Origin of the sequence: Aminobacter niigataensis, assembly GCF_014200015.1 — a bacterium.
GTDB lineage: Bacteria > Pseudomonadota > Alphaproteobacteria > Rhizobiales > Rhizobiaceae > Aminobacter > Aminobacter niigataensis.
Genome location: NZ_JACHOT010000005.1, coordinates 207368 through 232478 on the forward strand (window position 1 = coordinate 207368; position 25111 = coordinate 232478).

Annotated in this window: 27 protein-coding genes; 4 read left to right on the forward strand and 23 right to left on the reverse strand. The window is 63.3% G+C overall.

Translation table 11 applies throughout. The features are described from left to right. Nucleotides 1-2: 2 nt before the first annotated feature. The 12 genes from rnhA to coxB all read right to left on the reverse strand — a co-directional run bounded on the left by rnhA (nt 3) and on the right by coxB (nt 9563). Nucleotides 3-452, reverse strand: coding sequence for a ribonuclease HI (gene rnhA / locus GGQ99_RS18325; protein ID WP_108608942.1), 450 nt, complete (start codon nt 450-452; stop codon nt 3-5). Continuing rightward, nucleotides 449-1411, reverse strand: a complete 963-nt coding sequence (locus GGQ99_RS18330; RefSeq protein WP_108608943.1) for a homoserine kinase — start codon at nt 1409-1411, stop codon at nt 449-451. The genes rnhA and GGQ99_RS18330 overlap by 4 nt, the downstream gene beginning before the upstream one ends. Continuing rightward, a complete protein-coding gene (gene ispH, locus GGQ99_RS18335) occupies nt 1411-2421 on the reverse strand; it encodes a 4-hydroxy-3-methylbut-2-enyl diphosphate reductase (protein ID WP_183263633.1) in 1011 nt (336 codons plus the stop codon). The genes GGQ99_RS18330 and ispH overlap by 1 nt, the downstream gene beginning before the upstream one ends. A 171-nt stretch (nt 2422-2592) precedes the next feature. Beyond that, nucleotides 2593-3294, reverse strand: coding sequence for an SURF1 family protein (locus tag GGQ99_RS18340; RefSeq protein WP_406873961.1), 702 nt, complete (start codon nt 3292-3294; stop codon nt 2593-2595). Between the two features lie 50 nt (nt 3295-3344). Further along, entirely contained in the window at nt 3345-3731 is a 387-nt protein-coding gene (locus GGQ99_RS18345) for a DUF983 domain-containing protein (protein ID WP_183263634.1), read from the reverse strand. Further along, nucleotides 3728-4219 carry a L,D-transpeptidase family protein gene (locus GGQ99_RS18350; RefSeq protein WP_183263635.1) on the reverse strand — a complete coding sequence of 164 codons (492 nt, stop codon included), beginning with the start codon at nt 4217-4219 and terminating at the stop codon, nt 3728-3730. The genes GGQ99_RS18345 and GGQ99_RS18350 overlap by 4 nt, the downstream gene beginning before the upstream one ends. Nucleotides 4220-4301: 82 nt before the next feature. Then, nucleotides 4302-5186 carry a cytochrome c oxidase subunit 3 gene (locus GGQ99_RS18355; protein ID WP_108608947.1) on the reverse strand — a complete coding sequence of 295 codons (885 nt, stop codon included), beginning with the start codon at nt 5184-5186 and terminating at the stop codon, nt 4302-4304. A 1-nt stretch (nt 5187) separates the two neighbouring features. Beyond that, the gene (locus tag GGQ99_RS18360; RefSeq protein WP_183263636.1) at nt 5188-5820 is read right to left on the reverse strand and encodes a cytochrome c oxidase assembly protein; all 633 of its coding nucleotides are present in this window, start codon (nt 5818-5820) and stop codon (nt 5188-5190) included. Between the two features lie 8 nt (nt 5821-5828). Next, a complete protein-coding gene (locus GGQ99_RS18365) occupies nt 5829-5987 on the reverse strand; it encodes a hypothetical protein (RefSeq protein WP_183263637.1) in 159 nt (52 codons plus the stop codon). Next, nucleotides 5987-6928 (reverse strand): heme o synthase, encoded by a 942-nt coding sequence (locus GGQ99_RS18370; protein WP_183263638.1) that lies wholly within the window; start codon nt 6926-6928, stop codon nt 5987-5989. Before GGQ99_RS18370 ends, GGQ99_RS18365 begins: the two co-directional genes overlap by 1 nt. 75 nt (nt 6929-7003) lie before the next feature. Further along, nucleotides 7004-8653, reverse strand: coding sequence for a cytochrome c oxidase subunit I (ctaD, locus tag GGQ99_RS18375; RefSeq protein ID WP_108608949.1), 1650 nt, complete (start codon nt 8651-8653; stop codon nt 7004-7006). Nucleotides 8654-8690: 37 nt separating this feature from the next. Then, on the reverse strand, nt 8691-9563 hold the full coding sequence (gene coxB, locus GGQ99_RS18380) for a cytochrome c oxidase subunit II (RefSeq protein ID WP_108608950.1): 873 nt from the start codon (nt 9561-9563) through the stop codon (nt 8691-8693). A gap of 381 nt (nt 9564-9944) precedes the next feature. Between coxB and GGQ99_RS18385 the strand changes: the two genes are divergently transcribed. Further along, entirely contained in the window at nt 9945-10457 is a 513-nt protein-coding gene (locus GGQ99_RS18385) for an invasion associated locus B family protein (RefSeq protein WP_055978304.1), read from the forward strand. Nucleotides 10458-10490: 33 nt separating this feature from the next. Here the strand turns inward: GGQ99_RS18385 and GGQ99_RS18390 are convergent, their stop codons facing one another. Then, entirely contained in the window at nt 10491-10733 is a 243-nt protein-coding gene (locus GGQ99_RS18390; protein ID WP_183263639.1) for a hypothetical protein, read from the reverse strand. A gap of 91 nt (nt 10734-10824) precedes the next feature. Then, the gene (locus tag GGQ99_RS18395; protein WP_183263640.1) at nt 10825-12330 is read right to left on the reverse strand and encodes a S8 family peptidase; all 1506 of its coding nucleotides are present in this window, start codon (nt 12328-12330) and stop codon (nt 10825-10827) included. A gap of 200 nt (nt 12331-12530) precedes the next feature. On the opposite strand from GGQ99_RS18395, the gene tldD reads away from it, so the two are divergent. After that, nucleotides 12531-13940, forward strand: coding sequence for a metalloprotease TldD (gene tldD / locus GGQ99_RS18400; protein ID WP_183263641.1), 1410 nt, complete (start codon nt 12531-12533; stop codon nt 13938-13940). Between the two features lie 30 nt (nt 13941-13970). Here the strand turns inward: tldD and GGQ99_RS18405 are convergent, their stop codons facing one another. The 8 genes from GGQ99_RS18405 to GGQ99_RS18440 form a co-directional block, all read right to left on the reverse strand. Further along, the gene (locus GGQ99_RS18405) at nt 13971-15212 is read right to left on the reverse strand and encodes a class I SAM-dependent RNA methyltransferase (RefSeq protein ID WP_183263642.1); all 1242 of its coding nucleotides are present in this window, start codon (nt 15210-15212) and stop codon (nt 13971-13973) included. Further along, a complete protein-coding gene (locus GGQ99_RS18410; protein WP_246389649.1) occupies nt 15209-15982 on the reverse strand; it encodes a TlyA family RNA methyltransferase in 774 nt (257 codons plus the stop codon). The genes GGQ99_RS18405 and GGQ99_RS18410 overlap by 4 nt, the downstream gene beginning before the upstream one ends. A gap of 135 nt (nt 15983-16117) precedes the next feature. Next, nucleotides 16118-18031: a 1-deoxy-D-xylulose-5-phosphate synthase gene (gene dxs / locus GGQ99_RS18415; RefSeq protein WP_108608956.1), complete on the reverse strand. Its 1914-nt coding sequence runs from the start codon at nt 18029-18031 to the stop codon at nt 16118-16120. A gap of 104 nt (nt 18032-18135) precedes the next feature. After that, nucleotides 18136-19056, reverse strand: coding sequence for a pirin family protein (locus tag GGQ99_RS18420; RefSeq protein WP_108608957.1), 921 nt, complete (start codon nt 19054-19056; stop codon nt 18136-18138). Between the two features lie 46 nt (nt 19057-19102). Then, nucleotides 19103-19369, reverse strand: coding sequence for a DUF2277 domain-containing protein (locus GGQ99_RS18425; protein ID WP_108608958.1), 267 nt, complete (start codon nt 19367-19369; stop codon nt 19103-19105). A gap of 85 nt (nt 19370-19454) precedes the next feature. Next, a complete protein-coding gene (locus GGQ99_RS18430; RefSeq protein WP_108608959.1) occupies nt 19455-19706 on the reverse strand; it encodes an exodeoxyribonuclease VII small subunit in 252 nt (83 codons plus the stop codon). A gap of 3 nt (nt 19707-19709) precedes the next feature. Then, entirely contained in the window at nt 19710-20636 is a 927-nt protein-coding gene (locus GGQ99_RS18435) for a histone deacetylase family protein (RefSeq protein ID WP_108608960.1), read from the reverse strand. A 115-nt stretch (nt 20637-20751) separates the two neighbouring features. Beyond that, nucleotides 20752-21363, reverse strand: coding sequence for a TetR/AcrR family transcriptional regulator (locus GGQ99_RS18440; RefSeq protein WP_245439488.1), 612 nt, complete (start codon nt 21361-21363; stop codon nt 20752-20754). Nucleotides 21364-21516: 153 nt separating this feature from the next. Between GGQ99_RS18440 and GGQ99_RS18445 the strand changes: the two genes are divergently transcribed. Together GGQ99_RS18445 and GGQ99_RS18450 are read left to right on the forward strand one after the other, a co-directional pair. Next, nucleotides 21517-22737, forward strand: a complete 1221-nt coding sequence (locus GGQ99_RS18445; protein WP_183263644.1) for an MFS transporter — start codon at nt 21517-21519, stop codon at nt 22735-22737. A gap of 105 nt (nt 22738-22842) precedes the next feature. Beyond that, nucleotides 22843-24057, forward strand: coding sequence for an MFS transporter (locus GGQ99_RS18450; RefSeq protein WP_183263645.1), 1215 nt, complete (start codon nt 22843-22845; stop codon nt 24055-24057). A 47-nt stretch (nt 24058-24104) separates the two neighbouring features. Here the strand turns inward: GGQ99_RS18450 and GGQ99_RS18455 are convergent, their stop codons facing one another. Further along, nucleotides 24105-25088 (reverse strand): hypothetical protein, encoded by a 984-nt coding sequence (locus GGQ99_RS18455; protein ID WP_183263646.1) that lies wholly within the window; start codon nt 25086-25088, stop codon nt 24105-24107. Between the last annotated feature and the right edge of the window lie 23 nt (nt 25089-25111).

A 25111-nucleotide genomic window follows, 5' to 3' on the forward strand; every position in this document is an offset into this window, starting at 1 on the left:
GCCTATGCCTTGCGGCCGTTCTTGAACGGCGCCATGCCCTCGCGCGCCAGTTCGTCGGCGCGTTCGTTCTCGGGATGGCCGGCATGGCCCTTGACCCAGTGCCAGGTCACCTTGTGGCGCCTGTTGGCCTCGTCCAGCGCCTGCCACAGCTCGCCGTTCTTCACCGGCTTCTTGTCGGCGGTCTTCCAGCCGTTCTTCTTCCAGCCGTGGATCCACTTCGAGATCCCGTCCATGACGTATTTGCTGTCCGTGTGCAGGTCGATCTCGCACGGCTCCTTGAGAGAGTTCAAGGCGGAGATGGCAGCCAGCAGTTCCATGCGGTTGTTGGTGGTCTCGGCCTCGCCGCCCGACAGCTCCTTGACCTTGGCCTTGTAGCGCATGATCGCGCCCCAACCGCCCGGACCCGGATTGCCCGAGCAGGCGCCATCGGTGAAAATTTCAACTTGCTTCATTTCAGTCCGTATTCCTGCGCAGACTTGATCGTCCTGTGGAAACGCATGCGGCGTATGTATTCCGAAGGGTCGCGCTTCATGACCAACCCGCCATCCGGCACCGTCAGCCAGTCGTACAGCCTCGTCAGCATGAAGCGCAGGGCCGAGCCACGCGCCAGGATGGGCAGTGCCGCCTTCTCGGCTTCGCTCAACGGCCGGACGCTCTGGTAACCGTCGAGAAGTGCCGTGCCCTTGGTCAGGTTGAAGGAAAAGTCCTTCTCGAAGCACCAGGCATTGAGGCAGGTGGCGAGGTCGTAGGCGTAGAGGTCGTTGCAGGCAAAATAGAAATCGATCAGGCCCGACAGCCTGTCGCCAAGGAAGAAGACGTTGTCGGGGAACAAATCGGCGTGGATGACGCCGGAGGGCAGATCTTTCGGCCAGTTCTTCTCGAGCTCGGCAAAGTCCGCATCGACCTCCCTGGCAAGGCCGGGCTCAACCTCGTCGGCGCGCGGATGTGCTGCGTCCCAGAGCTTGCGCCAGCCGTCGATGGCGAGCGCGTTCGGCCGCGTCATGGCAAAGTCCTGGCCGGCGATGTGCAGTTCGGCCAACGCCCTGCCGACCTCGCGGCAATGCACGACCTGAGGTCGGCGCAGCCACATGCCTTCGAGGAAAGTGATGATGACGGCCGGCCGGCCGGCGAGCGTGCCGATGACATTGCCGTCCTTGCCATCAACGGGCAGCGGGCAGGACAGGCCCTTGTGGGCGAGATGCTGCATCAGGCCGAGGAAAAACGGCAGGTCGGACTTCTCGACCCGCTTTTCATAGAGCGTCAGGATGTACGAACCTGTCGTCGTATGCAGCAGGAAGTTGGTGTTTTCGGTACCCTCGGCGATGCCCTTGTAGGACAGCAGTTCGCCAACCGGATAGTTGCGTAGGAACGCCTCGAGCTCACCCTCGCCGACATCGGTATAGACAGCCATCAGGCGTTTCCGTTGACGAAGGCCATGTCGGCCGGCGTCAGCTCGACGTCGCGCAATACCCGCATCACAGGAAAGTCCTCCGTCTCGGTCGCCGTGACGGCGAGTTCCACGTTCACCTCGAAGCGTTCGCGGAACGCATTGATGATTTCGTCGACGATGATCTCCGGCGCCGAAGCGCCCGCCGAGAGGCCCAGCGTAGCGATGCCGCCGATGTCGTTCCACGGGATCTCCGACGCGCGCTGAACCAGCAGCGACATCCTGGCCCCTGCCCGCTCGGCAACTTCGACGAGGCGGCGCGAATTGGACGAGTTCGGCGCACCGACGACGAGATAGAGGTCGGCGCCGGGAGCCGTTTCCTTCACCGCTTCCTGGCGGTTTGTGGTGGCATAGCAGATCGATTCGGCGGCAGGCGCCTGCATCTCCGGAAACTTCTCCTGCAGTGCCTTGAGGATACCTGCGGTGTCTTCCACCGAGAGCGTCGTCTGGGTGACAAAGCCGAGTGCCGCTGGATCAGCTGGCGTGAAGTTCCGGACGTCTGCCTCGGTCTCGATCAGTGTCACGGCGTCTTCGTGCAGTTGCCCCATGGTACCGATCACCTCCGGGTGCCCGGCATGACCGATCAGCAGCACGTGACGTCCCTTGCGCTGGTGGCGCATGGCCTGCTTGTGCACCTTGGAGACCAGCGGGCAGGTCGCATCGAGATAGAACAGGTTGCGCGCCACCGCGTCCGCCGGCACCGACTTCGGCACGCCATGGGCTGAGAACACGACAGGCGCATCGTGGTGGTCGTCGGGGATTTCGCTCAGTTCTTCGATGAAGACGGCACCCAGGTTCTGCAACCCTTCGACGACGTAGCGATTGTGCACGATCTCGTGGCGCACATAGACAGGCGCCCCGTATTTCTTGAGCGCCAGCACGACGATCTGGATGGCGCGGTCGACGCCTGCGCAAAAGCCGCGCGGCTGGCAAAGCCTGATGGTCAGGGGCGGTTTTGCGGAAGTCTGGGGCATGTGATCCGGTTCTTTGTTCAGTGCCGAAATGATGTCTGCGCCCCTATGCTGTCAAGGGCGACTACAGCGCCGCGCGCCGCCTTGGACGCGCAAGAGACGCTGTAGCACTATGAAGTTGTGCATGATCCTTTCCGAAAATCGATTTCGATTTTCGGGGTCATGCACTGGTGGTCATTTGCCTTCCGGCCGCCGCAGCAACCAGAAGCCCATGACGCCCAGCAGTGCCGCCGCCAGCCCGTACCAGGTGACCGCATATTGCAGATGATTGTTCGGCATCTCGACCATGGTAACGCCGCCCACCGGCAAGCCACCCGGGTTGGCCGTCTTGTCGGCATCGACGAAGAAGGGCAGCACCACCGCGTCCGCTGGCAGCCCCGCCGTTTTCGCCATGACACCGAGGTCCTTCCAGTAGAAGACGTTCTTCTTGAGGTCGTTGTCGGGCACCAGCGAACCCGGCTTGCCCTCGAGCGGATTGCGCGCAAGGCCGGCAATGCTGACGGGGCCAGTAACCTGACCCACCGGCCGCTTGGCCGCATCCTTGAAGTCGTACGGAACGAAGCCACGGTTCACCAGGACGTAGCGTCCATCGTCCAGCTTGAGCGGGGCATAGACATGAAAGCCCGACTGGCCTTGCCAGGTAGCAAGGAAATGCCGCTCGCCGGAATGCTCGAACGTTCCCGAAAGCGTCACCGGCCAGTAGTCGACATCGCCTGTAGCGCGGTACTTAACTTCCATCTCCGCCAGTGGCAGCGGCGGCGATTGCGTCCGTTCGGTTATCTGGGCGAGCAGTTCCTCTTTCCAGTACAGCCGCTGCACCTGCCAGCTGCCAAGCGCGATCAGCAACGCGAACGACATGGTGCCAAGTACCAGCATCAACACATACCCGGAGCGGCGCGCCGGGGCAGGCAAGGTATTCTGTTCGGTCATTGGTCTTTGTCCAGGCGCCCTTCAGCGGCCTTGTTGCTGTACTGCAAGGTGATCAGCACACCCTTGATCAAGCGGAGCGAGCCGAGGCTGAGTATGAGGGTCAGCGGTATCCAGAGCAGCAGGTGGAGCCACAGCGGCGGCGCCAGCGAAACCTCCATCCACAACGCCAGGCCGACAACGACGAAGCCAATGATCAGAATGACGAAGACTGCGGGCCCGTCGCCCGCATCGGCAAAGGAATAGTCTAGCCGGCACACGCCGCATTGCTTGCCGACCGTCAGGAAGCTGGAAAACAGCTTGCCTTCGCCGCAGCGCGGACAACGCCCCTTGAGCCCGGCAGCTATCGGCTCGACCGGCGGCCAGATCGCCTTGTCTTCGCTCATGGATTTATCTCGATGGGAGTGCCGTTTTCGACCATCTGCCAAATCTCCGCCATGTCCTCGTCGGTAACGGCGATACAGCCATTCGTCCAGTCGAACATCTGCATCAGCCAGGACCACCAGCCGAAACCCTTGGACTGGCCGTGGATCATAATCATTCCGCCGGGATCGACACCTGCCCTCATTGCCGCAGCCTTGTCGTTGGCGTTGGGATAGGAAATGTGGATCGACTTGGTGAAGGCGCTTTCGGGATTGCGCCAGTCAAGAACGTAGCGCCCTTCAGGCGTGCGTTCGTCGCCCTCCTGGCGCTTGTGGCCAACCGGATTGGCACCGAGCGCCACCGCATAGCTGCGCACGATCTTCTCGCCGGACATCAGTTCCATCAAGCGGTCCGACTTGTCGACCCGGACCAGATCTACGGCATCGGCGCGGGCCGAGGTCACCGAGGCGATCAAGACGATCCAAGGAAAAGCGAAGCGGCTGATCAACATGCCGGATGCTTGGCGCAAGAAAGCGCCCAAAAAGAGAAGGCGGCCGCGTTGCCGCGACCGCCTTGTTCGAAAAATCAGGATATCAGTGAGCGATGGTGCCGCCTACCGAACCCCAGATGTAGATCGAGGCGAACAGGAACAGCCATACCACGTCGACGAAGTGCCAGTACCAGGCAGCAGCCTCGAAGCCGAAATGCTGCTTCGGCGTGAAGGCACCGCCCATCGCACGGAACAGGCACACCAGCAGGAAGATCGTGCCGATGATGACGTGGAAGCCGTGGAAGCCCGTCGCCATGAAGAAGGTCGCGCCGTAGATCGAGTCCTTGAACGCGAACGGAGCGTGAATGTACTCGTAGGCTTGGACGAACGAGAACAGGATGCCGAGCGCAACCGTGATGGCAAGGCCGTTGACCAGGCCCTTGCGGTCACCGTGCAGCAGGGCGTGGTGTGCCCAGGTCACAGCCGTACCCGACAGGAGCAGGATGATGGTGTTGTAGAGCGGCAGGTGGAACGGATCGAGGATCTCGATCCCCTTGGGCGGCCACACGCCACCGGTAAACTCTGCGCGCATGACCTGCTGAGTGGCCTCGCCCGGGAACAGGCTGGCGTCGAAGAAGGCCCAGAACCAGGCGACGAAGAACATCACCTCGGAGGCGATGAACATGATCATGCCGTAGCGCAGGTGCAGCGACACGACGCGCGTGTGATGGCCTTCGTTGCCTTCCTTGATCGTGTCCGACCACCAGCCGTACATCGTGTAGAGCACGACCAGCAGGCCGATCGCGAAGATCCAGTAATTGGCGTTCGCGACGTTGAAGCCGAAGATCGGGAACTCGGCGCCCTTCATGTGCTGCATCCAGGCGACACCGCCGAACGCCATGATGAGCGCGCCCAGCGAGCCGAGGAACGGCCACGGACTTGGATCAATGATGTGGTAATCGTGATGTTTGGCGTGCGCGTCTGCCATATCAGCCCCCGGCTTTTCCGTCGGAATTAATAATTTTCGTTTCGCCGTCGACCTTGGGCGCGGCAGCTACGGGCTTTTCCCCCTCAATCGGGAAAAAGGTATAGGACAAGGTGATCGTCTTGATGTCCTTGAGTTCAGGCACATTGACGATTTCCGGATCGACAAAGAAGACGACCGGCATGTCGAGCGTCTCGCCCGGCTTCAGCGTGGTATCGGTGAAGCAGAAGCACTCGACCTTGTTGAAGTATGCGCCGGCGAGATCGGGCGTGACATTGAACGTCGCGCGGCCCTGGGTCGGCACATCGAAGGTGTTCTTTGCCTCGTAGTGGATCTGCGTCGTCTCGCCGATCTTGATCTGGACGTCGCGCGCCACCGGCTTGAAATCCCAAGGCAACCCGCCTGAAGTGTTGGCGTCGAAACGGACGGTGATCGTCCGGTCCAGGATCTTGTCGGAATACTGCTCGACGCGCTGCGTCGTGCCGCCGTAACCGGTGATCTGGCAGAACATGGCGTAGAGCGGCACCGCCGCATAGGCCATGCCGACCATGCCGCCGACAAAGGCGATGCACATGCCCGCAACCATCCGGTTGGAGCGCTGCTTCTTCGGGTCTACGGGCTGCGTTTCGGTGGGCATGCTTTCGCTCATAGCGGCCGATCCAGGATTGCCGGGCCGAACTTCGCGATCGTCGCGAGATAGAAGATGATAACGAGTGCCGCCAGTGCCAGGCCGATGGCGATGTTGCGGCTGCGGCGCGCCTTCTTCTGCTTGTCCGTGAGCGTTACCAGATTGTCATCCGACATCATGCACCTCCAAGCGCAAACACACGCTCGATGACGCTGTCGGCCAGATAAGCCGCAAAGATCACGAACAGGTAAAGTAGCGAATAGCCGAACAGCGCCTTGGCCGGCTTCATCACCCGGTCGCTGTCGGACATGCGCAGCACCTTCCAGGCGTACCAGACAAAGCCGATGCCGAGCGCCAGCGAAACGACGCCGTAGCCGATTGTGGTGTAGCCGAGCAGCCATGGCGCCACGCCGACTGGCGCGAGCAGCAAAGAGTAGGCAAAGATCTGGCGGCGGGTCGAGGCCTCGCCGGCGACGTTCGGCATCATCGGGATGCCGGCGCGCTCATAGTCCTGCGACTTGAACAGGGCCAGCGCCCAGAAGTGAGGCGGCGTCCACAGGAAGGTGATGAGGAAGAGCACGACGCTCTCGAAGCTTATGGCGCCGGTCACGGCAGCCCAGCCGATCATCGGTGGCAGCGCGCCGGCCGCGCCACCGATAACGATGTTCTGCGGCGTCCAGCGCTTGAGCCACATCGTGTAGACGACGGCGTAGAAGAAGATGGTGAAGGCGAGCAGCGCCGCCGACAGCCAGTTGACGAGGACGCCCAGCGTCATCACCGACAGGACCGACAGCACCAGGCCGAAGGTCAGCGCCTCGTGCGGCGTCACCTTGCCGGAAGGAACCGGCCGGTTGACGGTGCGTGTCATGACAGCGTCGATATCGGCGTCGTACCACATGTTGAGCGCGCCCGAGGCGCCGGCGCCGATGGCGATCGCAAGGATCGCCACGACGGCGAGGAACGGGTTGATGGTGACGGGCGCGGCAACCATGCCGACAAAGGCCGTGAAGACGACCAGCGACATGACGCGGGGCTTCAGCAGGGCGAAGAAATCGCCCGCAGTTGCCTCCGACATGCGGAAGGTCTGGTCTTCAAACCGGTTGTGGACAAGGGCCATGCGTACTTACGTCCAGTCGTTCCGTTTGGCCGAAACCGCCGGTCGGGCCGGCGGCTTCGTGGTTCAGTCAGTGCCTTACTTGATCTTCGGCAGCTGTTCCCACTGGTGGAAGGGCGGCGGCGAAGGCAGCTGCCATTCGAGCGTGGTCGCACCCTCGCCCCATGGGCTGGCACCGGCGACGCGCTTCTTGGAGAAGGCTTCGAAGACGCCGAACAGGAAGATCAGCACGCCGACGGCGGAGATATAGGAGCCGTATGACGACACCATGTTCCAGCCGGCATATGCATCGGGATAGTCGATGTAGCGGCGCGGCATGCCGGCGAGACCGAGGAAGTGCTGCGGGAAGAAGACCAGGTTCACGCCGACGAACGTCACCCAGAAGTGGGTGTTGGCGATGGCCGACGAGTACATGTAGCCGGTCATCTTCGGGAACCAGTAGTACCAGGCCGCAAAGATCGCGAACACCGCACCCAGCGACAGCACGTAATGGAAGTGCGCGACGACGTAGTAGGTGTCGTGGAGCGAACGATCGAGGCCGGCATTGGCCAGTTGCACGCCGGTGACGCCACCGACGGTGAACAGGAAGATGAAGCCGATCGCCCACAGCATCGGCGGCTTCATCGAAATGGAGCCGCCCCACATGGTGGCAACCCACGAGAAGATCTTCACGCCTGTCGGAACCGCGATGACCATCGTGGCGAAGACGAAGTAGCGCTGCGTGTCGAGCGAGATGCCGGTGGTGTACATGTGGTGGGCCCACACGACGAAGCCAACGGCACCGATGGCGACCATGGCGTAGGCCATGCCCAGGTAACCGAAGATCGGCTTGCGCGAGAAGGTCGAGACGATGTGGCTGACGATGCCGAAGCCCGGCAGGATCAGGATGTACACCTCGGGGTGACCGAAGAACCAGAACAGGTGCTGGAACAGGATCGGGTCGCCGCCGCCTTCAGGTGCGAAGAAGGCCGTGCCGAAGTTGCGATCGGTCAGCAGCATGGTGATGCCACCAGCCAGAACCGGCAGCGACAGCAGCAGCAGGAAGGCGGTGATCAGCACCGACCAGGCAAACAGCGGCATCTTGTGCAGCGTCATGCCCGGAGCGCGCATGTTGAAGATCGTGGTGATGAAGTTGATCGCACCGAGGATCGACGAGGCGCCGGCGATGTGCAGCGACAAGATCGCGAGATCCATCGCAGGCCCGGGCTGGCCCGAGGTCGACAGCGGCGGGTAGATCGTCCAGCCGCCACCCACGCCATGCGCACCCGGCGCGCTCGGCATGAAGGCCGAGATGACGAGCAGGATGAAGGCAGGCGGAAGCAGCCAGAACGAGATGTTGTTCATGCGCGGGAACGCCATGTCAGGCGCACCGATCATGATCGGCACCATCCAGTTGGCAAAGCCGCCGATCAGCGCCGGCATGACCATGAAGAAGATCATGACCAGGCCATGCGCGGTGGTGAACGCGTTGAACATGCTCTTGCCGGCGTCGATCGCGGCATCGCCTTCGACGCCGTAGACCATCGAGGCCAAGCCGTGGAAAATCTGGATGCCTGGCTCGGCCAGTTCCCAGCGCATCATGACGGACAGGAAGCCGCCGACGCAGCCTGCCATGATCGCGAAGATCAGGTAAAGCGTTCCGATATCTTTGTGGTTGGTCGAGTACACCCACCGGACCCAGCCCTTCGGCTTGTGGTCGTGATGGTCGTGAGCTGCAGCGCCTGCCATGTTCCGCTCCGTTCCCTGATCCCTAATTCGCCGCGGCTCAGTTGCCGGCGGCCGCGACCTTGGCCGCACCGTCCGTCTCGGCCATCAGCGCCTTGTTGGCACCCGGCAAGTCGGTCCTCGCGGCAGCCAGCCACGTCGTATACTGTGCGTCGCTGACGACGCGGATTGCGATCGGCATGTAGGCGTGGTCCTTGCCGCAAAGCTCGGAACACTGGCCATAATACAGGCCTTCCTTGTCAGCCTTGAACCAGGTCTCGTTGATACGGCCTGGAACGGCGTCGACCTTGATACCGAAGGCCGGCATGGCGAAGGCGTGAATCACGTCCGATGCGGTGACCAGCACGCGGACGACCTGACCGACAGGCACGACCACTTCGTTGTCGACGGCGAGAAGGCGCGGATAGGCACCCCTGTCTTCCTTGCCGGCAGCCTTACGCTCTTCGGGCTTTTCCGAAAGCATCGCCGCATTGAACGAAAGCGGCTCTTCCGTCTGGTATTCGTAATCCCAGTTCCACTGGTTGCCGGTCGCCTTGATCGTCAGCTTCGGCTCCTCGACAGGCGAATACTGCGCGGTCAGAAGCTGGAAGGACGGAATGGCCAGGAACAGCAGGATCACAACCGGACCGACGGTCCAGACGACCTCGATCAGCGTGTTGTGGCTGGTGCGCGAAGGCACAGGATTGGCGCTCGCCCGGAACCGCCAGATGCAATAGGCCAGCAGGAACAGAACGAAGAGCGTGATCGGAACGATGAACCACAGCGTGTAGCGCTCGAACCAGGTGATCTGTTCCATGATGCCGGTCGCGGCCGGCTGGAATGTGGTCTGCCATTCTACCGGCTGCGCCGCATAGGCCGCGGCGCTGGCAAAGGAAGCAGTCGCCGCGACGGCGCTAGCAAGGATCTTTCTCATCACCCTCAGTATCTCCCATTTCCATGCGGTCTTGGCCGCAAGGACATCGTGCCGCTCCGGGACGGGAATCCCAGAGACGTTCGGAGGTTCAAACCATACTCTCTTTGTAACCGCAAGGAAGCAGAGGCGGAACTCATGCGGCATTTTTGCGCGCAGGCGGCAAGGCTGGCGCTTGGGCCCGTTTGGCGCTAGTTGATGAATGCATCGAGGCGGGGCAGTCGTCCGCAGGGTGCTGGCATGCGCTCAAAAGTCGTCGCAATTCGAGCAAAATTGAACTCGAATGTCTGGAAAACCTAAGATTGCGGGATGGCGAAGGCGCCCTCTTGTTATTTACTTGCTGCCGGCACGACCTAAATTGTCGTGATTCGCAATGGAGCCGTCATGAAGTCTGGGCTTTTGAAAACCTTGGCCAAGGTGTTGGTCGCCGCTGTCTGCCTGGCTCCCATGCAGGCCGGCGCGCAGCAGAGCGGCACGGTCAAGTCCACCCATGGCGCGTGGTCGATCATCTGCGACACGCCTGCGGGCGCCACCAACGAACAATGCGTGATGATGCAGAACGTCATCGCCGAAGACCGCCCCGAGATGGGGCTCTCGGTGGTCATCCTGCGCACCGCCGACAACAAGGCCGAAATCCTGCGCGTGCTCGCGCCGCTCGGCGTGCTCCTGCCCAACGGCCTTGGCCTCAACGTCGACCAGAAGGATATCGGCCGCGCCTATTTCGTGCGCTGCTTCCAGGACGGCTGCTATGCCGAAGTGATCCTCGACAAGCCGCTGCTCGACACGCTGAAGACCGGCAAGGCGGCCACCTTCATCGTCTTCCAGACGCCCGAGGAAGGCATCGGCATTCCGGTCGATCTCAACGGTTTCGGTGAAGGTTTCGCCGCGCTGCCGTAATCTCGCGCGTTACGACGCTCTAGATCCAGCGCCTCAACGCGCCTTGAACGGCGAGATCGGCTCTATGAGCTGGGCTTCGGACATCGGTTCGACTTCGAAGCCGTGCCGGCCTGCATAGCTGCGCAGTGCCTCGGCTGCGGAAGGTTCCGAGACCTCCACATCGATCATCGACCGCGACCGGGACGTCACCGAGATGCCGGGCAGGCTGTCGATCTCGCTCGCCACCTGCGCCGCATCCCTCGCAACCTTGCCAATGATCAAAACCAGCTTTTCCACGCGTCAGCACTCCAGCGCCACGATCAATCTCGCGTCGTTGCCTGAGGATATAGGGCGCCGCTCCGGCAGCGCAACCCGCGGACGCCGGCCGTCAGATGATCATGCCGCCACCCTCGCGGATTGCACCGAAGCCATGCTTGCGCAGGCTTGCGAAGGCCAGTTGCCTCATGGCCTGATAACGCGCCCTGGTGGGCGGCATCGTCAGGACGGCAGGATTGGCTGACAATATCCGTGCAATCGCACCCGTCATTGCCGGACATGCCATCGATGTACCGCTCATCGGCGCATATTGGTCGCCCGGCACGGTGGATACTACGCCTGCCCCCGGACCGATGAGATCTATTCTGGTGGGCGCATGCCCCTCATTGGAAAAGGTGGCGAAGAAGACGTCACGATCGGGGTCGCCGCGGTCGCTTGATACCGTCCAGCGGTCGTATGCGTTGGCAGGCAGGCCAGGTTCCCAGCCAAGTGCCGAAACCGCAATGGCATCCCGATGCCGGGCCGGAAACGCCACAAAGCGCCGAAAGTCGTTTCCAGCCGCGGCGACGACGAGAACGCCCTGCTCGGCGGCATCCTCTATTGCCTGCGACAGCACCCTGTCATCGTGGCTCGGACTGGCTTCCCGTTCGGCCTTCAGGCTGAGGTTGATGATATGGCATCCGTCGTCGACCGCCTGCTCGATCGCCCGGTGAATCTCGAAGTTCCTCGCGATACCCGTGGCTGGATCGTCGAACACCCTGTAGCTGCGAATACTTGCGCCCGGCGCCACGCCTGCGTACCCGTTTCCGCCATTGCCGGCGATGATGCCCGCGACATGAGTGCCGTGGCCGATCGACGAATCGTCATCCCCTTCCACGTTGGTGAGATGGTTGTGCGGCCCGACGCCGCTGTCCACGACCCCAACAACCACTCCTCTGCCGCTGCCCGCAGGTCCCGGTGGAAGAAGATGCCTCAGACTGTCGGCCGAGCCAGCCAGATCGATCGGATCGAGCATAATCACACTGCCTGAGACGAGGTCTGCCTTCCGCTGGAGATATCCCCAATGGCCAGCAAAGCCAGGCTCGATGGCAAGCATCGCGTCCATCACCGCTTTTGCCCGCAGTCCGAACCGCACAATCCCGGCGCTGTCCGATACTGCCGTGAGTTGCTGGCTGCCGTTCTTCAGTCCCAATGTCGCAATCGCATTGCCGATGGGTTTGTTGGTACCGGCTGACTGCAGGGCGATGCTAAAGAATTCGGCGCCGGACGGACCGAGGCTTCCGGTCAGGCGAAGTCGACCGACACGAACATCAGCCACGGCCATCGTGTAGTTCACGACGGGATGGAATGTTCCACCCACTGCCGCTGGGGCTGGCCCCGCAATCGAGGTCCTGACCAGCGCGACCCCGCTTTGCGGAACGACCTCCAGAATCTCCAGGCCGCGGGTCATTGCTTCTTCAGCCATGGGCCTGACCGCCACGGGCAGGGCGCCCCACGCCCCTCCGGCCGGCGCAGCCAGAAAATCCAACTCCGTATCGATGGCCACTACCGCCTGAAGCGTAGCCACCAACTGTTCGCCACTGGACCGATGATCCGGAATAAAAACATACTCTTCCATCTGCTCCCCCAATTCTGCCCGATCTGATTGAGTGCAGCGACCACAATACTCCTTTTGGTTGCTCTCATCAATTTATACACCTCTGGATTGTATTTCAAAAGCAGCGAATACGGCATCCCTCGCCTCTCCGACCAGGCTAACGATTGCGATGACGTCCAAGCCGCCCTACATCAGGTTCAAACCTCTCCGGGATCCCTGCCATGAACCTCGTCAGCCAGTTCGACATCACTGAAGACCGCGTGCGCAAGATCGTCGCCGAGACGATCGAAGGCGCCGACGACGGCGAATTGTTCCTCGAATATCGCGAAGGTGAGGCGCTGATGTTCGACAATGGCCGGCTGAAGACGGCCAGCTTCAACACCGACCAGGGTTTCGGCCTGCGCGCGGTCGCCGGCGAAGCCAGCGGCTATGCCCATTCCAGCGAGTTGTCCGAAGCCGCCCTGCTGCGCGCCTCCGACGCGGTCTCGGCCGTCAAGGGCGGCTATTCCGGTACATTGGCTGCAGCGCCGGCCCGCACCAACCGTCATCTTTACGGCGAAGAGAACCCGATCTCGTCGCCCTCTTTCGAGGCCAAGGCCAAGCTGCTGCAGCAAATCGACGCCTGGCTGCGCGACAAGGACCCGCGCGTCCGCCAGGTGACGGCATCGCTCGCCTCGTCGTGGCAGCATGTCGAGATACTGCGCGGCGACGGCCAGGTCGTGCGCGACATCCGCCCGCTGGTGCGCATGAACGTCGCCGTGGTGGTCGGCGATGGCGACCGCCAGGAGAGCGGCTCCTATGGCATGGGCGGGCGCAAGAGCTTCGACGAGTTCCTGACCGACGAGAGCTGGAAGAATGCGGCGACCGAGGCATTGCGCCAGGCGCTGGTCAATCTCGAGGCGATCCCCGCCCCTGCCGGCACCTTCGACATCGTGCTGTCCTCCGGCTGGCCGGGCGTCATGCTGCATGAAGCCGTCGGCCACGGCCTCGAAGGCGACTTCAACCGCAAGAAGACCTCTGCCTTCGCCGGCCTGTTGGGCCAGCAGGTCGCGGCCAAGGGCGTCACCGTCGTCGACGACGGCACCATTTCCGAACGCCGCGGTTCGATCACCGTCGACGACGAAGGCACACCGAGCGGCCGCAACGTGCTGATCGAAGACGGCAAGCTCGTCGGCTACATGCAGGACCGCCAGAACGCGCGGCTGATGGGCATGAACGCCACCGGCAACGGCCGCCGCGAATCCTATGCGCACCAGCCGATGCCGCGCATGACCAACACCTACATGACGTCTGGCGACAAGACGCCGGAAGAGATCATCGCCTCGGTCAAGAACGGCATCTACGCCGTTTCCTTCGGCGGCGGCCAGGTCGACATCACCTCAGGCAAGTTCGTGTTCGGCTGCACCGAGGCTTACATGATCGAGGACGGCAAGGTGACCCAGCCGATCAAGGGCGCCATGCTGATCGGCAACGGCCCCGATGCGATGCATCGGGTGACGATGGTCGGCAACGACATGAAGCTCGACACCGGCATCGGCATGTGCGGCAAGGCCGGACAGGGCGTGCCGGTCGGCGTCGGCCAGCCGCATCTCAGGATGAACCAGATGACCGTCGGCGGCACGCGCGTCTGACTATGGCGAGGCGCTCGGCCACGAGCGCCTTCACCGCCGCTTCTTGGGCTTCTCCAGCAGCGCCACCGCCTCGACGTGGTGGGACCAGAGGAACTGGTCGATCGGCGTCACGCTCTTCAGCGCGTACCCGCCGTCGATGAGGATGCGTAGATCCCGCGCCAGTGTCGCCGGATTGCACGACACCGCAGCCACATAGGGCACGTCCGAACGGGCGATCTGCTTGCACTGATCCTCGGCGCCGGCGCGCGGCGGATCGAAGGCGATGCCGTCGAAGGCATTCAGTTCCTTGAAGGTCAGCGGGCGCCGATCGAGGTCACGCCGCTCTACCGTGACGCGCTTCAGGCCGGAGGCAAAACGGAAGCCCCTGTCGAGCGCGGCCAGCGCCGACGCATCGCCCTCGACCGCGTGCACTTCCGAATTTGTCGCCAGCTGCAGAGAAAACGTGCCGCTGCCGGAGAACAGATCGGCGACCCTCTTGGCCTTGCGCAGATGGCCGATCACGAGCGACGCCATCGCCTGTTCGGCATCGGCTACCGCCTGGACGAAACCGCCGGTCGGCGGCGTCACCGTCGCGGTGCCGAACGTCAGCATCGGCTTGACCGGCTCAACGATGATCTCGCCGTCGATGGAAAGCCTTGCGATCTTCGACTTGATGACGAAATCGGTGGCCGCACGGCGGATCGCCTCGGTCGGCTTGCCGCAATCGCTGGCCGCCACGTCGAAACCGGTCTCCGTCGAGGTGACCAGGAACCTGAAAGGCTTCGACGTGTTGGCGATGATCCCGGCGAGATGACGCAGGATACCGGCCGCCTCGACGATACCAGGCAGGAGCACCGGACATTCCTCGATATCGACGAGGGTGTGGGAAAAAGCCTTGTTGTAGCCGAGATGAATGCCGGTCTCGGTGTTGCGGGCGGTAAAAGCGGCACGGCGGCGGCTGTGCGGCGGGCAGGCGACAAGATCGCCGACCGAAGCTTCGATGCCCCTCGCCTTCAACGCGTGCACCACCAGGCTACGTTTCCAGTCGCGATAGGCGCCATCTTCAAGATGCTGGATGGCGCAGCCGCCGCATTCGGTGAAATGGCGGCAGGCAGGTTCGACCCGTTGCGGCGAAGCCTCGATCACGGCTAGCAACTGTGCGCGATCCTTCTCGCGCGCGGCGGTCACCGTCTCGCCGGGCAGAGCGAAGGGGATGAAGATATGCCCGCCATTGGCATCGACGACGCCGTCGCCATGCGCGCCCAGCCGCGCAATCTCGAACCGTGCAGTCATCGATCTTTCACTCCAGCGAGCAAGTATTCGCGGTTGCCGTCACCGCCTTCGAGCGGCGACGGGCAGATGCCGAGCGCCCGCCAGCCCGGAATGGTATCGAGCCAAAGGCGCAGTTCCTCGGCAATCTTCGGCCCGTCGTCAGCATTCCTGAGCAGGCCGCCCTTACCGATCGCCTCGCGCCCGGCCTCGAACTGCGGCTTGACCAGGAAAACGCCGTTGGCGCCTGGCACTGCAAGTGCAAGCGCGTTGGGCAGCGCCAGCCGCAGCGAGATGAAACTCACGTCCGAGACCAGAAAGTCCGGCAGACTTCCGCCGAGATCATCGCGCGCCAGGTTGCGGGCGTTGAGCCCTTCCAGGCAGGTCACACGCGGATCGCCCTTCAGCTTCCCATCCATCTGGCCGTGGCCGACGTCGATCGCCACGACATGGGTCGCACCGCGTTCCAAAAGCACCTGCGTGAAGCCGCCGGTCGAGGCACCGATGTCGAGCGCCTGCCGCTCTGCCGGGTCGAAGCCGAAATGATCGAGCCCGGCGATCAGCTTCAGTGCTGCGCGCGAGACATAGGTCTGCGCCGGGTCGTCGACCTTAATGGCAACGTCGCCCGCAACAGACTGGCCGGGCTTCTTCGCCGGCTGGCCATCGACGGTCACAGCCCCGCGCGCCACCGCGTCGCGGGCACGCGATCGGCTGGCAAAGAAACCGCGACTGACGAGCAATTCGTCGAGCCGCAGGCTGGCTCCGGAGCGCCCCGCGTCCGATTGGACGCGCAAAGGCGCTCCAGCTTGAATCTGCGCATCGTGCTTTCCGAAAATCGATTTCGATTTCCGGGCCGATGCGCGAGCTTGCCTTGAGATTTCCATGGCTTTCAATGGCGAATGCGCGCCCGGAAGGCAAGCGCGCCCCGATCAGGCGCGCGCTGCTTGGGCAGACTTGCCGAGCGCTGCAAAGACGGCGCGCACGATGCCAGCCGAATCGAGACCAGCGTCGACATACATCTTGTCGGGGTTAGCGTGGTCGACGAAGCTGTCCGGCAACGTCAGCGGACGCACCTTGAGACCGTTGTCGAGCAGGCCGTTGCGGGCGAGGAAATCGAGCACCTGGCTGGAGAAGCCACCGACCGAGCCCTCCTCGACCATAACCAGCACCTCGTGCGAACGCGCCAGCCGGCGGATCAGATCCTCGTCGAGCGGCTTGGCAAAGCGCGCATCGGCAACCGTGGTGGACAGGCCGGCAGCGCCCAGTTCCTCGGCGGCGAGCAGGCAATCCTTGAGACGCGTGCCGAACGACAGCAGCGCCACCTTGGTGCCTTCCCTGACGATCCGGCCCTTGCCGATCTCCAGCACCTGCCCGCGCTCGGGCATGTCGACGCCGACACCGTTGCCGCGGGGATAGCGGAACGAGATCGGGCCCTCGTCAAACTCGGCTGCAGTGCGCACCATGTGGCGCAGCTCGGCCTCGTCGGCCGCCGCCATGACGACGAAATCGGGCAGCGACGCAAGATAGGCGGTGTCGAAGGCGCCGCAATGGGTCGGGCCGTCGGCGCCAACGAAACCGGCGCGATCGATCGGAAAGCGCACCGGCAGCTTCTGGATGGCAACGTCGTGCACGACCTGGTCGTAGGCGCGTTGCAGGAAGGTCGAGTAGATCGCCACGAAGGGCCGCATGCCTTCTGTCGCAAGACCGGCGGCAAAGGTCACCGCATGCTGCTCGGCGATGCCGACGTCGAAGGTGCGCGAGGGGAATGCCTCGCCGAACAGGTCGAGGCCGGTGCCCGACGGCATGGCCGCGGTGACGGCGACGATCCTGTCGTCCTCGCGTGCCTCCTGGACCAGGCTCTCGGCGAACACCTTGGTGTAGCTTGGCGCATTGGCCGGCGCCTTGGCCTGGGCGCCGGTGATGACGTCGAATTTGTTGACGCCGTGATACTTGTCCGCGGCAGCTTCCGCCGGGGCGTAGCCCTTGCCCTTCTGGGTCACGACGTGGATCAGCACGGGGCCGGTTCCGTTGTCGCGGACATTCTTCAGCACCGGGATCAGGTGCTCGAGATTGTGGCCGTCGATCGGGCCGATATGGAAGAAGCCCATCTCCTCGAACAGCGTTCCGCCGGTGACGAAGCCGCGTGCATGCTCGACGGCGCGGGTAATCGCGCGGTCGACGCGGCGGCCGAGATAAGAGGTCAGCTTCTTGCCGAGTTCGCGCACGCCGGCATAGGTGCGACCGGAGGCGAGACGCGCCAGATAGGCGCTCATCGCGCCCGCCGGCGGTGCGATCGACATGTCGTTATCGTTGAGGATGACGATCAGCCGGGCGTCCAGCGCACCGGCGTTGTTCATCGCCTCATACGCCATGCCAGCCGACATGGCGCCATCGCCGATGACGGCGATGACGTTGTTTCGGCCGCCATTGAGATCGCGCGCCACGGCCATGCCGAGTCCGGCCGAAATCGAGGTCGACGAGTGGGCCGCGCCAAAAGGATCGTATTCGCTCTCGGCACGCTTGGTGAAACCGGAAAGCCCGTTCTCCTGCCGCAACGTGCGGATGCGGTCGCGGCGGCCGGTCAGGATCTTGTGCGGATAAGCCTGGTGGCCGACGTCCCAGATGATGCGGTCGTCGGGCGTATCAAAGACGTAATGCAGCGCCACCGTGAGCTCGACGACGCCAAGACCGGCGCCGAGATGTCCGCCCGTCTGCGAGACAGCGTCGATCAGCTCGGCCCGCAGCTCACTGGCCAGCTGCGGCAACTGTGCCTCGTCGAGCGCGCGCAGCTCGGACGGGAGCCGAACCTTGTCGAGAAGGGGAGTTTCAGGTTTTGCGTTCATCAAACAGCACTAACATCTATTGACCCTCGGCAGATACGTCCGCAGGCCCGGAAAGTAAATGCGTAGCGGTGACGCGGTCGGGTTTAGGCCGTAGGCGCCCGGCTCTAGCTCTCGGGCAGCGGGATGAATTCTTCCTCATCACCCGGAACGATATCGAAGCGGCCGGTCTTCCATTCATTCTTGGCCTGCTCGATGCGCTCCTTCGACGACGAGACGAAGTTCCACCAGATGTAGCGCTTGGAACCGAGCGAGGCGCCGCCGAAGAGCATGAAATGCGCGCCGGTCTCGGACGAAACGACGATCTCGTCGCCCGGCTTGAACACCAGGAGCCGCTCGATCGGGAAGCGGTCGCCGAGGATGTCGATCTCGCCGCCAAGCGTGTAGATGGCGCGTTCCTCGGCATCGGCAGGAATCTTGATCCTGGCGCCGGGAGCAAGCGAGATATCGGCATAAAGCGTGTCGGAGGCCGCCCGCACCGGCGAGCGCAGTCCCTTGAAGTCGCCGATGATGAGCCTCCCGCGGACGCCGTCGGCGGCAAACTCCGGCAGATCGACACTGGCAGTGTTTTCGAACAGCGGCGCCACCTCCTCCTTGCCGTCAGGCAGCGCCAGCCAGGTCTGCAGGCCCGACACCGACATTGGCGCGCCGCGCAGTTCCTCGGGCGTGCGCTCGGAATGGACGATGCCGCGACCTGCGGTCATCAGGTTCACGTCGCCGGGCGCGATCACCATTTCGGTGCCGAGCGAGTCCCGGTGCCTGATCTTGCCGTCAAAAAGGTAAGTCACGGTCGCAAGCCCGATATGCGGATGCGGGCGCACGTCCAGCGCATGACCGGCCCGCAGGATGGCAGGGCCCATGCGATCGAAGAAGATGAACGGCCCGACCAGCCGGCGCTTTGCCGTCGGCAGGGCCCGGCGGACCTCGAAGCCATCGATATCCTTGGCATTTGGCACGACCATCAGTTCAATCTGGTCGCAGGAGAAGGCGTCACCCGGGGTCGGGTCACTGGCTGGGAAGAAACTCATGACTGCATCCTAAGGGGTTAACGGAACGCTGCTGTCACCACGTGTGTCAGGCAAATCTCAACGCCGAACGTGCCTTTGCCTTGGCGGCTTCTTCCTCGCGATTGCGCGGGTGCTGGTGCGTTTCCATCGCATGCAGCATTTCATGTGCGGCTTCCGCGATCGTGTCGACCGCGCGGTTGAAAGCCGCTTCGTTCTTCTTCGATGGATTGGTCGCACCGCTCAGCTTGCGGACGAACTGCAGCGCGGCGTCGCGGATCTCGTCATGCGTCGCCGGCGGGTCGAAATTGAACAATGTCTTGATGTTGCGGCACATCGCCTGCTCCCGGGTTTTCGTCAACCGTGTGGGTTCCCCATAACTGGGCGCAACGTGCCGCGAGGTCAAGTTATTCGGGAGCCGGTCACTCCGCGTCGAGCGGTTCCACGCCGACTGGCTTGCCGTCGCGCGAAAGCCTGATCTTCTCGACCTTATCCTCTGCCGCCTTGAGCAGGCGGTCGCAATGCGCCTTCAGCGCTTCGCCGCGCTCGTAGATCTTGATCGACTGGTCGAGCGGCACATCCCCGCGCTCGAGATCGTCGACGATCTTCTCCAGGGCGGCCAGCGCCTGCTCGAAGCTCATCGCCTTGATTTCGTCATTGAGCTCAGCGGCCATGGTTCATCCTTTCATGAGGCGGTTGACATGGGCGGCCACTGAAAAGGCCAGCCCGTGAAGGTCGTAGCCGCCTTCGAGCAGGCTGACGAGGCGATCGGACGAATGGCGCGCGGCGCGGTCCATCAGTTGCCCCGTCGCCCAGTCGAAATCGGCTTCGGTCAGGTTGATCTCGGCCAGCGGGTCGCGGTGATGCGCGTCGAAGCCGGCCGAGATGATGATCAGGTCGGGCGCAAAACTGTCGAGTGCCGGCAGCACGCGCGAGCGGAACGCCTCGCGGAAATGGTCGCTGCCGGTGTCCGGCGACAGCGGCGCGTTGACGATATTGCCAGTGCCGGTCTCGCTCTTGGCCCCAGTGCCGGGAAAAAGCGGCATCTGGTGGGTCGAGCAGTAGAGAACGCTCGGATCGTCCCAAAAGATGTCCTGGGTGCCATTGCCATGGTGCACGTCCCAGTCGACGATCGCCACGCGCTCGGCGCCATGCTTTTTCTGGGCGTGGCGCGCGGCGATGGCCGCGTTGTTGAACAGGCAAAAGCCCATCGCCGTGGTTTTCTCGGCATGATGGCCGGGCGGACGCGAAGCGACGAAGACATTGTCGATCTTCTTGGAGAAGACGTCGTCGACCGCGGCGTTGGCCGCACCAATGGCCGTCAGCGCCGCCTGCCAACTCTTCGGGCTCAGCACGGTGTCGCCGTCGATCCGCGCCAGCCCCTCCTCCGGCACCTGACGTCGGACGCTGTCGACGAAGGATTCCGGATGCGCATAGAGAATCGTCTGCTCGTCGCCCTCCGGCGCTTCCGCGCGGTCGAGGGTCTCGAATGTCTCGTCTTCGAGTGCGCGCTCGATGGCGCGCAGCCTGTCGGGCCGTTCGGGGTGTCCGGCCGGGGTGAGGTGTTCGAGATAGATCGGGTGGGAATAGAGCCGAGTGGTCATCGCCTCACCTTATCAGCTATGGCTGGCCAGACCACGCGATAGCTGCCGAAGCCTGGGGAAAAATCGCGGCGTGATGCCGGTGTCGGCCAAGGGGCATATCCGGCCGGGTTGAAGATCAGGCAGCGGACTTGTTGTCCACCAGCAGCCCCTCCATGAGCGTGCGGAACGCCTTCACCGCTTTTGTCGACGTCGCGCCGGGGTCCTCGGAAATGGCGATCCACTGGGCAGCATAGAGCGAAGCGCCGCTGATCAGCCGCGCCATCGCCTCCGGGTCGATGTCGCGTATGACGCCCTCCTCTTTCAGCGCAACGAGGTTGCTCGTTATCGAAAGGATACAGGCGTTGGCGTTGGGCCATTGCGCCGGATCGCCAAGGACTGCCGGACCGTCGCGCAGGACGATACGCTGGATTTCCGGCTCCAGCGCCATTTCGACATAGGCGATGTTTTCGTCCACGAACCCCTGCCAACGCGTCCTGGCCTTGGCCGAGATGGCGTTGAGCCGCAACGACATCTCACGGTCGATTTGGGCCACGACGGCTTCGAACAAGCCCTTCTTGTCGCCAAAGTGATGGTAGAGCGCGCCGCGCGTGAGACCGGCTTCGGCGGTGAAGTCGTCCATCGACGCGTTGGCATAGCCCACCGTTGCGAAGGCCCGGCGCGCGGCCGCAATCAGCTTGCCGCGCGTTTCGGCAATCATCTCGCTGCGGGACTTATGCGCAATCTTCATCGCTTCTTCCTGCCGGCCTCATTCACATACGTCACGTATATTTTTTTGACATACGACGCGTATGGTAATTGACATACGAAGCGTATGCAATTAGCTCTTTCACATACGCCACGTATGTAAGTGGCACGTCCTCGAATTTCCAGGAGTGCTCCGATGCACAATCCGTATGGTGAAATCTTCAGGGTCCCAGGGGCCAAGGGCTTCGCAGCGGCTGCCTTCATCGCCCGCCTGCCGATCGCCATGGCCCCTATCGGCATCGTCGCGATGCTGTCGCAGACGCGCGGCGAATACTGGCTGGCCGGTGCGGTCGCGGCCACCTTCGCCCTGACCAATGCTTTCGCCGCCCCGCAGATCTCGCGCCGAATCGACCGGCTCGGCCAGACTGCGGTGGCTCTCCCCACCACTGTCATCTCCGTCATCGCCTTTGCCGCATTGCTCGTTGCAACCCGCTATGACTGGCCAGCCTGGACGCTGTTCGTCTCGGCTTTCATCGCTGCGGCCATGCCAAGCGTGCCGGCCATGGTGCGCGCCCGCTGGACCGAGATCTTCCGCGACCGCCCCGAACTCAACACCGCCTTCGCCTTTGAATCGGTCGCCGACGAAATGGTCTACATTGCCGGTGCCTCGCTTTCCGTCGGCCTGAGCGTTGCCCTGTTCCCGGAAGCCGGCGTGCTGGCCAGCACGCTCTTCCTGGCGCTGGGCATGGCAGCCTTCATCCTGCAACGGTCGAGCGAGCCCAAGGTCAGGAAGCGGGAACTCGCGAACGGCGGCTCGGCGATCATGCTGCGCCCGGTACAGATCATCACGCTGGCGCTCATTTTCGTTGGCTCGATCTTCGCCACCGCCGAGGTCAGCGCCGTGGCGATCACAAAGGAACTCGGCCAGCCCACTGCCGCCAGCCTCGTCATCGGCGTCTACGCGGCCGGTTCGCTCGTTGTCGGACTGATCGTCGGCGCGCTGAACCTCGAGGTACCGAAACAACGCCTGCTCGCCATCGCGATCGCCGTCGTCGCAGTGACCACGTTGCCTTTGCTGGTCGCCGACACGGTGCCGTTGCTCGCGCTTGCCATTTTCGTCAGCGGCGTGGCGATCTCGCCCACCTTCATCATGGCCTTCGGCCTGATCGAGCGGCGGGTGCCCGAGGCCATGCTGACCGAAGGCATCACCTGGGTGATGGCCGGCATCGGCATCGGCATGGCGCTGGGCGCCTTCGTGGCTGGCTGGGTCGTCGACAATTTCGGCGCGCAGAACGGCTTCTGGGTTTCCGTGGCCGCAGGCACGATCTCATTCGTAGTCGTCCTTCTCGGTCAGAAAGCACTCGCAGGCGAACACGAAGTAGAATTGCCGCGAGCTGCTCCACAAGCAGCGGAATGAGCCGACATTTTCTCAGGCAAGGCCTTTCGACTGCACCAACGAGTCGCCATATCAGGCGGCTCGACTGGCTTTGAAATCTCAGTTATCTCCGCCCCGGTGACATCCATGCGCAATCCATACTCAGAAATCTTCAAGGCGCCGGGCGCCAAGGCGTTCTCGGCCGCCGGCTTCGTCGCGCGCCTGCCGATGTCCATGGTCACGCTCGGCATCGTGACCATGCTGTCCGAAACCCATGGCGAATATTGGCTGGCAGGGGCCGTTGCCGCCGCCTTTGCCCTGTCGAGCGCCGTCGTCGCGCCGCAGGTCGCCAGGCTGATCGACCGCTACGGCCAAGTTCGCATGCTGCTGCCGAGCGCTGCCCTGGCGGTTGCTGCACTGTCCGGACTGATGCTCGCCACGCGCTATGGCGCGCCCAACTGGGTGCTCTTTGTCTTCGCGATTCTCGCAGGCGTCACGCCGATCATGGGCGCGATGGTGCGCGCGCGCTGGACCGAGATCTACCGCGACACGCCTCAACTCCACACGGCCTTCGCCTTCGAATCGATCGTGGACGAAGTCATCTTCATGGCCGGTCCCATCATCGCCATTGGCCTCAGCGTCGGCTTCTTCCCGGAGGCCGGTCCGCTCGTCGCGACCGTGTTGCTGGCTGTGGGCAGCCTGCTGTTCGCCGCCCAACGCTCGACCGAACCGCCTGTGCATGCGCAGGACCGCAGCGACGGCAAGTCAGTGATCCGGCTCGGCCCCGTCCAGATCCTTGTGCTGACCCTGATCGCCATCGGCGCCATCTTCGGCACCGCCGAAGTCACCGCAGTGGCCTTCGCCGAGGCCCAGGGCAACAAGGCGTCCGCCGGCTTTGCGTTGTCCGCCTATGCTGCCGGCTCGCTCATCGCCGGCCTCGTCTTCGGCACCCTGAAGCTCAAGATGCCGCTTGCCCGGCAGCTTTTGATCGCGATCGCACTCGCCGCCCTGACGACGCTGCCGCTTCTGGCCGTCAACAACGTCACGATGCTTTCGGTCGTTCTGTTCCTGGCAGGCGTTGCAGTGTCGCCGACCATCATCCTGTCGATGGCGCTGGTCGAGAAGATCGTGCCGTCAGCCAAACTCACCGAGGGCATGACCTGGGCCGTTACCGGCATCAGCATCGGCATGGCCGCAGGCTCGTCGGCCTCCGGCTGGCTCATCGACAACCTCGACCCCAGAAGCGGCTTCATGGTGTCGCTGATTGCAGGCTTTATCGCGCTCGTGATCACCTTCCTCGGTCAGCGGTCGCTGCGGCAATCGGTGCGCATCGCGCCGGCGCTGGCTCAGCCGGCGGAATAAAAACGGCACGGTCCGTGCGGGCACTGGCCTGCGCGGGCCGGCCCCTTTCAAGTACTCCGCGGCGTGCCGTCCCAGCGCGACGCCTCGCCCGAACCGAATGCCTTTTCCTTCAGTTCGCGGAACTTCGACGACGTCTCCTCCAGCTTGCGGTCCCATTCAGGATTGGGCACCTGGCCCTCGATCACCCTGAAATAGACCTGCATCAGCGAGGCCACGGCGAATGGCTCGATCAGCGCGGACTTGAACGCCCAGGCAAAGACGATCGCCAGCACGAAGGCCCAGCCGCCAAGCTGGCCCGGCATGAAGTAGAGGATGGCACCCGCCGGCGCGAGCATGAACAGGAAGATCAGCAGCGACACGCCCCAGACGACGAGCGACAGCCAGACGGCGTTCTTGACCATGGTCTTGCCGTTCTGCGCATAGAGCACCACGCCTTGGCGCGCGCTCTGCCACGGCGAGGTGCTGCCGATGCGGATGTTGTAGCCGAGGATGATCTCGTCGACATAGGTCAGCGACATGCGGATGACGGTATTGATGAACCTGACCACCCCGTCGAGACCCGGGATCGGCAAGAAGGCGGCGATGCCGCCGATCAGGCCGGTGATCGTGCGGATCACGCCCTTCACAAGCTGGTCGAGCACAAACAGGATGCTCGCCTCGCTGAAGCGCTCGTTGACGACCTCGCGGGCGTAGGCGATCTGGCCCTGGCCGCCGGGTATGTCGCGCCCGTCGATGAGATGGACCATCACGGCGATGTGGCCCGCCTTGACGATGTAGAGGATGTATTCGCGGATCCAGTAGACCGCGACCGACACGACACCGAAGCCGGCGATGCCGCCCCAAAGAGCGAACGAAACCGGGCCGTCAGGGTCGGTCGCGATATGGCCGACCCCGTAGCCGACACCGGCGCCCGCCCCCATCGCCACGATGTAGGCGAGCGTGATTCCGAAATAGACGACCATGCGCAGCACGATGAACGGCCAGGTGCGTGCCATGATCGCCAGGCTCTGGCCTATGCTGAAATCCCACATACCCGACTCTCCCCAAAGAGATG

Excerpts from the sequence above, each read along its gene's own strand:
- coxB (WP_108608950.1), bottom strand. The coding sequence starts at position 9,563 with ATGAGAAAGATCCTTGCTAGCGCCGTCGCGGCGACTGCTTCCTTTGCC.
- GGQ99_RS18435 (WP_108608960.1), bottom strand. The coding sequence starts at position 20,636 with ATGACCACTCGGCTCTATTCCCACCCGATCTATCTCGAACACCTCACC.
- GGQ99_RS18360 (WP_183263636.1), bottom strand. The coding sequence starts at position 5,820 with ATGCCCACCGAAACGCAGCCCGTAGACCCGAAGAAGCAGCGCTCCAAC.
- dxs (WP_108608956.1), bottom strand. The coding sequence starts at position 18,031 with ATGAACGCAAAACCTGAAACTCCCCTTCTCGACAAGGTTCGGCTCCCG.
- ctaD (WP_108608949.1), bottom strand. The coding sequence starts at position 8,653 with ATGGCAGGCGCTGCAGCTCACGACCATCACGACCACAAGCCGAAGGGC.
- GGQ99_RS18350 (WP_183263635.1), bottom strand. The coding sequence starts at position 4,219 with ATGTTGATCAGCCGCTTCGCTTTTCCTTGGATCGTCTTGATCGCCTCG.
- GGQ99_RS18395 (WP_183263640.1), bottom strand. The coding sequence starts at position 12,330 with ATGGAAGAGTATGTTTTTATTCCGGATCATCGGTCCAGTGGCGAACAG.
- GGQ99_RS18450 (WP_183263645.1), top strand. The coding sequence starts at position 22,843 with ATGCGCAATCCATACTCAGAAATCTTCAAGGCGCCGGGCGCCAAGGCG.
- GGQ99_RS18370 (WP_183263638.1), bottom strand. The coding sequence starts at position 6,928 with ATGGCCCTTGTCCACAACCGGTTTGAAGACCAGACCTTCCGCATGTCG.
- GGQ99_RS18385 (WP_055978304.1), top strand. The coding sequence starts at position 9,945 with ATGAAGTCTGGGCTTTTGAAAACCTTGGCCAAGGTGTTGGTCGCCGCT.
- ispH (WP_183263633.1), bottom strand. The coding sequence starts at position 2,421 with ATGCCCCAGACTTCCGCAAAACCGCCCCTGACCATCAGGCTTTGCCAG.
- GGQ99_RS18430 (WP_108608959.1), bottom strand. The coding sequence starts at position 19,706 with ATGGCCGCTGAGCTCAATGACGAAATCAAGGCGATGAGCTTCGAGCAG.
- GGQ99_RS18455 (WP_183263646.1), bottom strand. The coding sequence starts at position 25,088 with ATGTGGGATTTCAGCATAGGCCAGAGCCTGGCGATCATGGCACGCACC.
- rnhA (WP_108608942.1), bottom strand. The coding sequence starts at position 452 with ATGAAGCAAGTTGAAATTTTCACCGATGGCGCCTGCTCGGGCAATCCG.
- GGQ99_RS18425 (WP_108608958.1), bottom strand. The coding sequence starts at position 19,369 with ATGTGCCGCAACATCAAGACATTGTTCAATTTCGACCCGCCGGCGACG.
- GGQ99_RS18345 (WP_183263634.1), bottom strand. The coding sequence starts at position 3,731 with ATGAGCGAAGACAAGGCGATCTGGCCGCCGGTCGAGCCGATAGCTGCC.
- GGQ99_RS18445 (WP_183263644.1), top strand. The coding sequence starts at position 21,517 with ATGCACAATCCGTATGGTGAAATCTTCAGGGTCCCAGGGGCCAAGGGC.
- GGQ99_RS18440 (WP_245439488.1), bottom strand. The coding sequence starts at position 21,363 with ATGAAGATTGCGCATAAGTCCCGCAGCGAGATGATTGCCGAAACGCGC.
- GGQ99_RS18420 (WP_108608957.1), bottom strand. The coding sequence starts at position 19,056 with ATGAGTTTCTTCCCAGCCAGTGACCCGACCCCGGGTGACGCCTTCTCC.
- GGQ99_RS18365 (WP_183263637.1), bottom strand. The coding sequence starts at position 5,987 with ATGTCGGATGACAATCTGGTAACGCTCACGGACAAGCAGAAGAAGGCG.
- tldD (WP_183263641.1), top strand. The coding sequence starts at position 12,531 with ATGAACCTCGTCAGCCAGTTCGACATCACTGAAGACCGCGTGCGCAAG.
- GGQ99_RS18405 (WP_183263642.1), bottom strand. The coding sequence starts at position 15,212 with ATGACTGCACGGTTCGAGATTGCGCGGCTGGGCGCGCATGGCGACGGC.
- GGQ99_RS18340 (WP_406873961.1), bottom strand. The coding sequence starts at position 3,294 with ATGCTGGTACTTGGCACCATGTCGTTCGCGTTGCTGATCGCGCTTGGC.
- GGQ99_RS18355 (WP_108608947.1), bottom strand. The coding sequence starts at position 5,186 with ATGGCAGACGCGCACGCCAAACATCACGATTACCACATCATTGATCCA.
- GGQ99_RS18330 (WP_108608943.1), bottom strand. The coding sequence starts at position 1,411 with ATGGCTGTCTATACCGATGTCGGCGAGGGTGAGCTCGAGGCGTTCCTA.